The sequence below is a fragment of the Microcoleus sp. M2_D5 genome (genome assembly GCF_036701935.1).
Lineage (GTDB): Bacteria > Cyanobacteriota > Cyanobacteriia > Cyanobacteriales > Microcoleaceae > Microcoleus.
The window spans coordinates 1-11,361 of sequence record NZ_JAUBRP010000124.1 but is presented as its reverse complement, the minus strand read 5'-3'; the positions used below and the strand labels follow the sequence as shown (position 1 = coordinate 11,361).

General features: G+C 44.7%; 14 protein-coding genes. 7 read left to right on the top strand and 7 right to left on the bottom strand.

Annotated elements, in window-relative coordinates:
• The first annotated feature begins 80 nt into the window (after positions 1 to 80).
• Positions 81 to 479, top strand: coding sequence for a DUF1036 domain-containing protein (locus tag QUA50_RS28265; protein ID WP_333268566.1), 399 nt, complete (start codon positions 81 to 83; stop codon positions 477 to 479).
• Positions 463 to 663, top strand: a complete 201-nt coding sequence (locus QUA50_RS28260; protein WP_333268564.1) for a hypothetical protein — start codon at positions 463 to 465, stop codon at positions 661 to 663. The genes QUA50_RS28265 and QUA50_RS28260 overlap by 17 nt, the downstream gene beginning before the upstream one ends.
• Positions 664 to 668: 5 nt before the next feature.
• Here the strand turns inward: QUA50_RS28260 and QUA50_RS28255 are convergent, their stop codons facing one another.
• Positions 669 to 899 (bottom strand): type II toxin-antitoxin system HicB family antitoxin, encoded by a 231-nt coding sequence (locus QUA50_RS28255; protein WP_293354324.1) that lies wholly within the window; start codon positions 897 to 899, stop codon positions 669 to 671.
• The gene (locus QUA50_RS28250) at positions 896 to 1,102 is read right to left on the bottom strand and encodes a type II toxin-antitoxin system HicA family toxin (protein ID WP_106148795.1); all 207 of its coding nucleotides are present in this window, start codon (positions 1,100 to 1,102) and stop codon (positions 896 to 898) included. The genes QUA50_RS28255 and QUA50_RS28250 overlap by 4 nt, the downstream gene beginning before the upstream one ends.
• Before the next feature lie 216 nt (positions 1,103 to 1,318).
• Between QUA50_RS28250 and purB the strand changes: the two genes are divergently transcribed.
• On the top strand, positions 1,319 to 2,614 hold the full coding sequence (purB, locus tag QUA50_RS28245) for an adenylosuccinate lyase (protein WP_333268568.1): 1,296 nt from the start codon (positions 1,319 to 1,321) through the stop codon (positions 2,612 to 2,614).
• A gap of 20 nt (positions 2,615 to 2,634) precedes the next feature.
• Here the strand turns inward: purB and QUA50_RS28240 are convergent, their stop codons facing one another.
• Positions 2,635 to 2,973: a type II toxin-antitoxin system PemK/MazF family toxin gene (locus QUA50_RS28240; protein ID WP_333268561.1), complete on the bottom strand. Its 339-nt coding sequence runs from the start codon at positions 2,971 to 2,973 to the stop codon at positions 2,635 to 2,637.
• Complete coding sequence (locus tag QUA50_RS28235) at positions 2,973 to 3,209, bottom strand: hypothetical protein (RefSeq protein ID WP_333268559.1); 237 nt, start codon at positions 3,207 to 3,209, stop codon at positions 2,973 to 2,975. Before QUA50_RS28235 ends, QUA50_RS28240 begins: the two co-directional genes overlap by 1 nt.
• Positions 3,210 to 3,306: 97 nt before the next feature.
• Between QUA50_RS28235 and QUA50_RS28230 the strand changes: the two genes are divergently transcribed.
• Positions 3,307 to 4,038 (top strand): M15 family metallopeptidase, encoded by a 732-nt coding sequence (locus tag QUA50_RS28230; RefSeq protein ID WP_333268557.1) that lies wholly within the window; start codon positions 3,307 to 3,309, stop codon positions 4,036 to 4,038.
• Between the two features lie 129 nt (positions 4,039 to 4,167).
• Here the strand turns inward: QUA50_RS28230 and QUA50_RS28225 are convergent, their stop codons facing one another.
• Positions 4,168 to 4,992 (bottom strand): SH3 domain-containing protein, encoded by an 825-nt coding sequence (locus QUA50_RS28225; protein WP_333268555.1) that lies wholly within the window; start codon positions 4,990 to 4,992, stop codon positions 4,168 to 4,170.
• Positions 4,993 to 5,380: 388 nt separating this feature from the next.
• On the opposite strand from QUA50_RS28225, the gene QUA50_RS28220 reads away from it, so the two are divergent.
• Positions 5,381 to 6,748, top strand: coding sequence for an NACHT domain-containing protein (locus tag QUA50_RS28220; RefSeq protein WP_333268553.1), 1,368 nt, complete (start codon positions 5,381 to 5,383; stop codon positions 6,746 to 6,748).
• An 81-nt stretch (positions 6,749 to 6,829) separates the two neighbouring features.
• Complete coding sequence (locus tag QUA50_RS28215; protein WP_333268551.1) at positions 6,830 to 7,057, top strand: type II toxin-antitoxin system HicB family antitoxin; 228 nt, start codon at positions 6,830 to 6,832, stop codon at positions 7,055 to 7,057.
• 200 nt (positions 7,058 to 7,257) lie between these two features.
• On the opposite strand, the gene QUA50_RS28210 is transcribed toward QUA50_RS28215, so the two are convergent.
• Positions 7,258 to 7,821, bottom strand: coding sequence for a Uma2 family endonuclease (locus QUA50_RS28210; RefSeq protein WP_333268549.1), 564 nt, complete (start codon positions 7,819 to 7,821; stop codon positions 7,258 to 7,260).
• Between the two features lie 522 nt (positions 7,822 to 8,343).
• On the opposite strand from QUA50_RS28210, the gene QUA50_RS28205 reads away from it, so the two are divergent.
• Positions 8,344 to 9,717, top strand: coding sequence for a tyrosine-type recombinase/integrase (locus QUA50_RS28205; RefSeq protein ID WP_333268547.1), 1,374 nt, complete (start codon positions 8,344 to 8,346; stop codon positions 9,715 to 9,717).
• A 242-nt stretch (positions 9,718 to 9,959) separates the two neighbouring features.
• Here the strand turns inward: QUA50_RS28205 and QUA50_RS28200 are convergent, their stop codons facing one another.
• Positions 9,960 to 10,676 (bottom strand): hypothetical protein, encoded by a 717-nt coding sequence (locus tag QUA50_RS28200; protein WP_333268545.1) that lies wholly within the window; start codon positions 10,674 to 10,676, stop codon positions 9,960 to 9,962.
• Positions 10,677 to 11,361 lie beyond the last annotated feature (685 nt).

Below are 11,361 nucleotides of genomic sequence, written 5' to 3'. Positions count from 1 at the left end.
AAACTCATCTTAAATGGAGCTAGAGGATATCGATCGCACTTGTTCTTTGCGGGCGATCGATTATTCAGCAAACCCTATTTATGTCCTCTCTAGGTTTAGTGTTTACTGCTCCAGCGCGTGCAGATTTTATGGTATGTAACAGGGCGGCTAAGAAAGCTTTTGTAGCAGTGTCGTGGACCGATCCACAAGGACAAACGTGGTCTAGAGGATGGTTACAGCTTCAACCAGGAGCTTGTGGTTCAGCTTTTAATGCAAGAGTTAGCAATGCAGAAATTGGAGTTTATGCAGAAACTTTGGGTGGAGGGATCGTATCAGGCAATACTCGTAGATGCGTAATCTGGGTGCAGGTTGAACCTTCATGGAATATACGGGATGCTGGTAATCCCGCTCGCTGCCGAGGAAAAGGAAGAGAAATGAAGGCTTTCGAGATGATCCGGACTGGTAGCAGCCCTGACTATACGTATGAAGTGTTTGATTAGTAAAGTAGGGTGCGTTATCAGCGGAGTACGGCATCTTGAAAAATACTGCGATCGCTCCTCACTTACTTCACCAACAAAGGAGGCGATCGCACTTATTTTACCAGTCATCCAACTAACTCAAGGGACGCGATCGCTCAGTAAAAATGAAATAGTATGCGTTTGGATTGATAATCCTTGGTATTAATAACTTTACGCAATCTGCAATCGTTTTCCCAAAGTTTGAGGTTCTGGTAGAGGTTTGCCATCTTCTTGATAAAGTTCAATCAATGTTTCTAACAATTCTTGTCCGTGTTTGGCCGCTTCTTCGTAAGTGTGTCCGTGAGTGCAAGGCTGCATGACATCGGTAAACTCAGGTAAACTGACAACAAAAAGTTGATCTTCTTCTGACCACTGGATAATGATACTGTAATGGCTATTCATTCTTCTATCTCCTTCAGCTTCTGTAAATCAGAAATTACTCTTTTTTCGTGATAATTGGGTGCATCATCACCATCATTACCTGATAGTGTAATTTTTTCAGGTAATAATGGGTGTTCCCATACAGTGTGACTGCCTTTTCCCTGTCTGTAAGTAAAGCCGGCTTTTAGTAATAGGCTTTTCAATTCTCTGATTTTTTTAGGCATGAGTGATGCCAGCTAATGAGGTTTAGGATATTATAGCCGATCGCCCAAACGACAAAAACCGAGTTGATTTGAGAAACCGGGTTTTTACCAAATCTGCGGGCTGCAACAAAGTATTTTCGTAAAAAACCCGGTTTCTGGGCCCCATGTCTAAGTCCTGTGACTCTTGTATCCCCTCGCAGAGGTACAATAGGACGATCGCATTCCCCAACTCCCACCGTGATAGAGCGCTACACCTTGCCCGAAATGGGCAACATCTGGACTGAAACCGCCAAACTGAAAAGCTGGCTGCAAGTAGAAATCGCTGTCTGCGAAGCTCAAGCCGAACTCGGCTACATCCCCGCCGCCGCAGTCGAAGAAATCAAAGCTAAGGCTAATTTTGACCCGAAACGAGTCCTCGAAATTGAAGCGGAAGTCCGCCACGACATGATCGCCTTCTTGACAAATGTCAACGAATATGTAGGCGATGCCGGCCGCTACATTCACCTCGGCTTAACCAGTTCCGATGTGCTCGATACCGCTTTGGCGCTGCAATTAGTCGCTAGCGTCAATATTTTGTTAGAACGTGTCGAAGAATTGAGTCAAGCTATTCGCTATCAGGCTCAACAGCATCGCAATACCGTGATGGTAGGCCGATCGCACGGAATTCACGCCGAACCCATCACCTTTGGCTTTAAACTAGCAGGATGGCTGGCAGAAGTCTTTCGCAACCGCGACCGATTAGTGAATTTGCAATCGTCCATTGCAGTCGGCAAAATCTCCGGCGCAGTCGGAACCTATGCTAATATTGACCCGCGAATTGAAGCGATCGCCTGTCAAAACCTCGGACTCGAACCCGATACCGCATCGACTCAAGTCATTTCGCGCGATCGACACGCCGAATATGTCCAAACCTTAGCACTTTTAGCAGCATCGATCGAGCGTTTTGCAGTAGAAATCCGCAACCTGCAACGCACCGACGTTCTCGAAGTCGAAGAATACTTTTCCAAAGGGCAAAAAGGCTCATCCGCCATGCCCCACAAACGCAACCCGATTCGATCGGAAAGACTCACAGGAATGGCAAGAATTGTTCGCGCCAACGCCGTCGCCGCCTTAGAAAACGTTGCACTTTGGCACGAAAGAGACATCTCTCACAGTTCCGTAGAACGGATGATTTTGCCCGACAGTTCTACAGTAACTCACTTCATGTTAGTAGAAACCACAGACTTAGTAAAACACCTGCTAGTCTATCCCGAAAACATGAAGCGAAACATGAACCTTTACGGCGGAGTCATCTTCAGCCAGCGAGTGATGTTAGCTTTAGTAGAAAAAGGCACGAGTCGCGAAGACGCCTACAAAATTGTGCAATCTTGTGCTCACGAAGCCTGGAACAAACCGGGCGGCAATTTCTACAATTTAATTGCTAAGGACGATCGGGTAACAGCTAAGATGACAACCAAAGAAATTGATGATTGTTTCGATCCGCAGTATCAATTGAGGCACTTAGATTTAGTGTATCAGCGTTTGGGAATTTAAAAATGTTTTGAATTTCCTACTCAAAGATACAAGATCGATCGTAATCCTTCATCTATTTCTTCCTGTAAATCCTGTGGTATTGTGCCAATGCACTCAATTAAAAACGTTTTGTCCACAGTAAAAAGCTGAGAAATGTTAGCCACAGAATCCTTGGGTAAACCTGTGGCTTTACTCGCTAACGAGACATTACCTGGTGCTTCCGCTAACCGCAGATTTGAAGTAATGATGACGACGATTACAGTGCTAATCCGACTCTGAGTAAAAGTATCATCCTGAACAATTAACACGGGACGACGAGATCCAGGTTCTGAAGCAACTGGAGAGGGTAAGTTGGCCCACCAAATTTCTCCGCGAGACATTACCAATCCTCATGGGGTAAGGACATAAATTGCATTTTTGCCAAGACTGGATCTAGTTCAGAGGACTCTTCAGAATAGACTTGATTCAGTTGGCTCAAAATTCGATCGCGGTTGTGTCGCCGCAGATACGCCTGCAATGCTTTTGTATAAAGCTCACTGCGTGATAACCCTAACTGACTAGCCAAAGTCTCGGCTTCTTCAAAAACTAAATCTGGAAGTGAAATTGCTGTTTTCATAGCTCCCCTTGCTGTCGCGGTGACATCATAATATTGGTTATAGCATAGAACAACGACCTCAATCTACTTTTTAACACTCACAATCAGAAGAACAGCTATGAAATTTAATCGCTTTGGAAAATACCTAATCGCATTTATGCTAGTGTTGCTATGTGCGATCGGTCTGCACCATACACATACAACATTTGTCCGCGCCCAGGAGCCGCCACAAGTGCAAATTACCCAACCAGAACCAAACCCAGTAGTACCTGAAAGCATTTTCATGAGTCAACTTCCCCCTGGGGCGCGACTGGTTGACATCCGCACCGTAAATCCCAACATTCGCCTCGATATCCGATACGCCACTACTAACAATTTCTTGAAACGAAAACTTTACCCTATATCGAAATGCGCCTTGAGAAGTTCTGTTGCTCAAAAGTTAGGGCTAGTTCAAACAGATTTGGAAAAAATCGGATTGGGTTTGAAAGTTTACGATTGCTACAGGCCTTTCTCTGTCACTAAGCAAATGTGGCAAGCTTGGCCAGATCCGCGTTATGTTGCTAATCCTGCTAGGGGTTCGCGGCACAATCGCGGTGCTGCTATTGATTTGACTTTAGTCGATCGCACCGGCAAAGAATTGGAAATGCCAACACCTTACGATGATTTTACCGAAAAAGCTCACGGAGATTATCAAGGTGGCAGCGCCGAATCTCGGAAAAACCGTCAAGTGCTTAAGGATGCGATGAAAAAACACGGATTTATGGGTATCACAACCGAGTGGTGGCACTTTGATTCGGAAGATTGGCAGAAATTTGCGATTCTTGATATCTCGCTTGGGGCGATTCCTTAATTTTAGGACTTATGCACTCCGACAAAGAAACCGGGTTTTTTCGCGAATCTGTGCGCCACAACGCGTCTGCTCGTAAAAACCCGGTTTCTGACCACCCGTGCGTAATTATCATTCTATAAACCTGCATATTTATCGCAATTTTACCGAAAATTCGTATTCGTATCCCCGGAAATTTGAATCTAATTGTAATGTGTAATTGCCTGTTACTGGCACTTTTCCACTCCACTCTGTTTCATTGCCTTGATAAGGATCTCCGGCTAAAAGTTTGCCACGAGGAGTTATAATTTGCGGGAAAACATCTTTCCGATTCCTAACAGTCATTGTTTGACCTTTTCGGGCGCGAATCCGGTAATAGTGGCTGCCTCCGCCGATAATTCGACCTTTAACAATTGCCTCATCTCCTCCCGGCAGAAAATTAATCTGCTGGGTGACGTTAGAACAAATGCTTTCGGTGCGGTTTTTGGCAATCCAACCGGGCGGATCGGTAATTCGCAGCCAACCGTTTTGTTCTTCGGCGACTGAAACAAAGGTATTATTTTTAAGTTTTCCTACTATTTGGCTGCCCCTTACTTGCGGGATCGATCGCACATTTAGCGGTGGATTCGGATCGCTGACTACAGCCATACTGATTTTGCAACCCGAATTTGGCGGTGTGACAACTACGGGCTCAACTTTTCGCGGAGGGACTCCTGCAACTAGCGAGGATTGAAGTGCTGGGGTTTTGGCAGGTTGGGCTGCGGATTTCGGAGATTCCGCAGGCTGGGTTTTTGCTTGCAGAGATTCGGGATTGTTCGCTGGCCCTGCAATCTGGTTTCGGGTGGATGCGGGCGATTCTGCAAGGGGAGGATTGGATTGTTTCATCGCACCCGACTGTATAGTTGCAACGGCCACTCCCACCGCTGTTGCCACTCCTGCTAAGCTTACTGTGATGATTTGACGCTTCGTAAATGACATAAAAAATCCTCTCTGTATCTATACTAATAATTTTTGTTTGGGAGTTGGGGCGATCGCCAGTTAATTTATAGTGGAAATACCTAGTGCCGACCACAGGGTCATTCGATTTTAGATTTTAGATTTTGGATTTTGGATTGACTTGCGCGAGATAAATTCGGGGGCTGGAGGATTTTCGATTTTCGATTTGGGATTGATTCCACGGATAAATCACGTGGCGGGTACCAGCTTTGAAATTCGCTTGTCAGAATTTTTAGATAAAATTTCAGATCCATAATTGCCGCAATAATTTGAGTCAATATATACTGGACGCCTATACTGATGGTAATCTTGCTCTGGGGTATTTGCGCGCAAATTTGCGAAAGTAAGCGTTCAGCGCGAGGTACATAAAATGTCAAAATTGATTCCTCTGAGATTACAACCGCCTCGCGATCGATTATTGGAGGAGGTGAAGCAGGAAGTCCAAGCAGGCCTCGCGCAATCTTTGCACGCTGCTGTGCTGGCTAACCTCAGCCAAGATTCGCCGCCAACGGGTGTTAACCGCTGTTGGGATGTGGAAGTGAAAGCGGGGAACCGTCCGAGTTTTCGGCTTCCTCCCAAAGCCAGCATTGCTAAAGTGTTCGATCGCACCGGTGGCAAATTGGTAATTTTGGGAGCCACGGGTGCAGGCAAAACTACAACGCTGCTAGAATTAGCTCGCGTGTTAATTTCCCGCGCCCAAAAAGATGCTAGTTTGCCAGTACCAGTGCTGTTTGAACTCGGATCGTGGAAAGCAGAATCCGGGGCGATCGCCGATTGGTTAATTGCTCAACTTCAGTTCAAATACGGCATCTCTCCTGCTGTAGGCAAAAAATGGCTTGCCGAACAACAATTGCTGCCTCTTCTCGACGGCTTGGACGAAGTGGAAACCCACCGCCAAAATATCTGCATTCAAGCAATCAATCACTTTGTTGAAAGCGAATTTAAACCCAAACATTTAGTAGCTTGCAGCAGTTTTGAAGCTTACAAAAACTGCGAAAGTCGATTTCGCCTGCAAGCAGCGGTTTTATTGAAACCTTTAACAGAAACTAAAATCCAAAATTATCTGCTAGAAGCCCGAAGCCGCGAACTTTGGTACAGCATTGAGCACGAGCCGGAGTTGTTGAAATTGGCAAAAGTTCCCTTGCTTTTGAGCATGATGGCTTTGGCTTACGACGATATTTTAATTGAAGCTTGGAAGCGTATAACTTCCGCAGAAGAACAGCGCAAATATCTCTTAACTGCCTATATTCGCCACCAAATCACCGGGGAAGTCAAGCAGTATCCCAGAGGTAAGGAACTGCGGCCCGAACAAATTCGCCACTGGCTGGGATGGTTGGCGAGAAGGATGGAAGAGCAAGGAATTCAAGAATTTTACCTCGATCGCATACCGTCTAGCTGGCTGCAAACAGCCGATGAACGGCGCAAGTATCAGTTTGGAGTTAAGCTGCTTGGCGGGCTGATTTGGGTGATTTTGGGATTAATTGCCAGCTTAGTCTCCGGGTCAATTTGGGGAATAATTGCGGGTGCTGTTGCTGCGGTAATTAGTGCTTTGTTGCCGGGAATTCCGGGGATTGAAAGTTTTATCTTGCGCCTGGTTCTGTGGTCTAACGGCTACATTCCTTGGGATTACAGGCGTTTTCTCGATGCTGCCACCGATCGCTTGTTGCTGCAAAAAACTGGCGATCGGCGCTACCGATTTATTCACGATTTATTGCAAAAACATTTTTCAGAGATATAAATGCCGGAGGTTGACAAAAACAAATATAATGAATGTAACTGTGAAGGAGATTCCAATATTCGACAAGCAAAAGGAAACTCAATGACTGTAAAATTCATTCTGAGCGAATACGTTGACAAAGCAATGGCTGAGGCTATGTATGACAAACTTGAAGATCGTAGCTTTGTGGGGAAAATTCCTGTTTGCAAGGGAGTCATCGCCTTTGGTTCAACGTTAAAAGAGTGTCAAAATGAGTTGCGTTCAACTTTGGAAGACTGGATTTTGCTAGGGTTGAAATTGCGACATCGAATGCCCGTCAATCGATTTTAGATTTTAGATTTTAGATTTTAGATTTTAGAGGCGGCCCCACGGATAAATGCTCTTTCTTGAGGATTTTCGATTTTCGATTTTGGATTGATTCCACGGATAAATCACGTGGCGGGTACCACCTTTGAAATTCGTGGTCATTGACAATATTGATTTAAATATGGAATAGCTTGTCAACTAACACACACTCATCCCAAAAAAGTTTATGGTATTTTTGCCATTTGAAATAGCTGTGAGGCCGTAAATTCTAATCCCTCAAAAAGTGTATCTGTTAATAGCGTATCTCCCCTATAAGTCTGCGGTGCTGCATCGGGGTAAAAAACTGTAATGCTTCTCGCCTTGCTATCTACTATCCAAACCCGCAATACCTTAGCATCTAAATAATTTCTCGCTTTAGCAGCTAACTGACCGAAAGTTTGTTCGGGTGAAATAATTTCTATGACTAATTCTGGGACGACAGGACAGGCTTCATCTTGATTCCAGTCAGGAGATAAGCGTTCGTAAGAAACATATAAAATATCGGGTACTGGCACCCAGTCTCGCCCCAGTCTGGTTAATTTTACCGCCCATTCTACACCAATTTCTCCCCGTTCCTCACCCCACTGTTCGAGGATTTTTAGTAGGCTTCGGGTGAGGCGAGAATGAAATTTTTTAGGTGACATCTTCGGTACTGCTTGCTCGTCAATAAGTTCGTAAGTAATATCGCCTTCTCCTTCGGGAAGAGCGAAAAACTCTTCCAGAGTTAGTTGAGTTTTTGTCTGGATCATGGTGTTTTTCTGCTGTTAAACGGCATAGAATGCGACAAAAGCTTAGTATTCGTAGGGTGCGTCGCCATTTTTAATCTCTAAATTATATCGACTTTTCGAGTGGCGACGCACCTTACATATAGGTTTGTTTCCACGAGTCTTGCAAACACAGGTGCGTCGCTACTAGATTGTCGCTTTTTCTTGAGGATTGTCGATCGCGACACACCCTACAGCTAAGGTTGCATGACTTAAAAATTAATTGACATAATACAAATGTTATGATAAAAGTTTGCAAAATCTCAGGGTTCAACTGCCGAATTTGCGATCGACTCCTAGATCGACACCCCCAAAAGGTTAATATTCTAGTCTGACCCTCCTGCAATCATTGCTTAACCTCCTATGGCAGAAACCTTACTGTTTTTGGACAAACGTGCTATATTGTTTCTACAGCTTCATTCACACTATGCACACAGCTCGATTTACCGAGAGTTGCTAGAAAGTTGATAGAAGCTTAAAACTCTTACAGAACCTTGAAAAACCAATATGTACGCTAAAACACAAGCTCTCCCTGAGACCATTAAAGTTCAGTCTGATAACGGTTCACTCCGGTTACAGTTCAGTACCAAGTACAACCCCATTTTTGGGGGCAAGCGGAAGCATCAGGGCCTGGGGATGAAGGATACTCCTGAGAATCTGCAAAAGGCGATCGCTATCGCGTGGCGGATCGAAGGCGACCTACAGCACCCAGACTGGGAGCAACTGTTTGACCCTACTTTTGCCAAGTACGGCTTAAAGACTAAGTACGCTGCTGAATTAAAGCTGGCAGCGCCTATACCAGAGCCTGAGCCTGAGATTACTGTAGGGGCAATGTGGGAGGATTACTTAGTTTGGAAGCGTCCACAAGTGCAGCCAACTACGTTTGAAATATGGCGAAAAACCTTTACTAATGCTCTTAATGGTTTAGTTTGGGACAAAAAAACAGGAACATTTACTAGGACTCAAACTGGCACTTGGGAGATTGCTTTAAGCTTAGTCTCCGAAGCAAGTGTCGCCAATCTCCCACTAGGGGCAAAAAATAAGTCATTACTAATTGGTGCTCTTAAGGAAGCATTTACCCGTTTACAGTCTCAAGGAAAAACAAGACTTACGGTCAATCCGTTTGTAATTATCGGTAGCGCACTTGAAAACAAAACCGACAAGTACAAGTCAGTAACGAATGCCGAAGGAGATACCCTTCAATGGTGGCAGATTAAGTCTGATACAGAAACCGACCCAGATGAACGTGACCGACGTGCTTTTACCAAAGAAGAACGTGACATCATTATCAAGGCTTTTTATGAGTCTGGCAAACCTGCTACCCGTCAAGCAGCTCCTTTAGTTGAGTTTTTGTTTTTGACTGGATGCCGTAGCGGTGAAGCTTTTGCGCTGAGGTGGCAGGACATAAAATTGGAGCGTGGTTACATCTTTTTTTATAAGTCGTATAGTACACGCCTAAAAGATACTTTTCAGACTAAAGATGGCGTTGATAGGCTTTTTAAGATTTACCCAAAACTTAACGAGTTTTTGTTACGCATCAAACCACCTAATGCCAAACCTACTGATTTATTGTTTTCCAAGTTAAACGGAAAATCTTATGATTCCAGTGCGCTTGGGAAAATCTGGAAAAGATCGAACAGTTGGACTGATGTCAACGGCTTAGAATGCTTTACTGATGGCATTGTTGCTGAGTTAGCAAAAACAGGTGCAATAATTTGTTATCTCTCTCCTTACCACACACGCCATACATTTATTACTCTCATGGCTCATCACAGCGGTATCGACTTAGTATTGTTGGGAGCCTGTTGTGGTAATAGCGCTGACATGATACAACGCCATTATTTAGGTATTAACACAGAAGCAGATTTACCTGACGTCTAACCCCTCTTCACCTACCGACCGCCCCCTAAAAAGGGCGGTTTTTTTATTGCCGATCGTCCGGCACGGAAGTAGGAAATCTTCACTCACATCATGTGCATAGTGTGAATGAAAGTAGTAGAGTCTCTCTTTGCTTCCTAGTCTATTTCTAAAAGTAGCCGCCTACAGTTGGCGGCTACTATTAAAAATGAAGACAAGAGCCAACAAAAAGGAAAGCTAGAATCACATCATCCGTATAGCGTTTATTAGAACTCAAGCAACAAATCATTTAGCTCTTGCCGGGTAGGCGGGAACTGTCCACCTCGTTCGTAGTGAACTAGCAGTCGCCTGTAAGTTACCCCGCTGTTCCAGTCACCAAAGTGCTTAGCGTAGGCGTAACAACCCTTCTCTTTGGCCTCTTGAACCAAAAAGTTTTTATCCTTCGGGTCTAACCGCTCTTTAGTTGAACGGTAGTTTTGACTCATCCGAGGTCGATCGGATAGCGGTTCGTAAGCTTTGTTGGCAATCGCCTCCAAGCAAGTCAATACTCGCACTACTTCTGTGGTGGCTGGCATAAAGCAAGCTAACTTGAGCACAGCCCGTGGGGGCAATAGGAAATTGAGGCTCGGTCTTCCTATCCAGCACAGACTTAATGCTTCCTCAGCATCAGGCAGGTGAGTTTCAGGACACCAGAACATACCATCCCCCCGCAACTGCGGGTCAAAGTAGCGAATTAAGCGATCGGTAGTTTTTGGCTCAACGCCATACAAAGCATCGCACTGTTCGGGTAGTAGCACGGGGACTTGATAGTAATCCAGCCAGGTCTTGACGCCGATACCACTGTCAATGCAACAAGCAAAAGCCTCGAAGTGAGAAATACCGTCAAAAACGGCGTCGCGATACCATTTAATCGCGATTGGCCTGTCCCACGAGTACGTTAAAAATTGCGATCGTGGGGTCGCTGGAGCGGACTGTTGTGACATAATAATGAAGCCTCAACCGTTGATATGTAACGTTTGGGGAAGTCGCAGTTAGCTCGGTCTCGTAAACCTTGCTGGCTGCGCGGAAATCTTCCTTGTACTTAAGACGATCGCAGCAAAACTCGCTTCAAGTCAACCCCGAACAGGTTAAGTTTTGTGAAGGCTACGCCATGCCAAAACGAACATTATCAGAACTACCTCACAATCGATCAATAAGTATATATTCACCTGACACAAGTGATTAGAGCCTTGGGTCAAAGAGTTTAACGGGATAATACTTGGGTTCTACACAATTTGTAAGCCTAATTTTTCATTTTTACCTTATATTTTTTCAAGTAGCCAGCTACAGTTGCTGGCTACTTGAAAAAATCAACTCAATTTTTGGAGACTAAACAATGGAAATTGAAACTACACCCTGGTACGAAACAAGGAGCCTCACCTCACCTCAGATTGAGATGATTCAGCCAGATGGGATGATTCAGTACAAAAAGTCATTCCTTAAGAGTGAAAGCCCACAAACGGCAACTCTCACTAAAAGGTTCGTAGCTTACGACGTAAATTACCTCAAATACTGCTTCCTTAAAGAGTTCTATCAACTTTTGTTTGATGGGACTAAGTAGGTCGGCGGGAAAATTTATAAGTATGTAACAAAACATTAAGTAGGACGGTCGGCTCTCAATTTAATGCG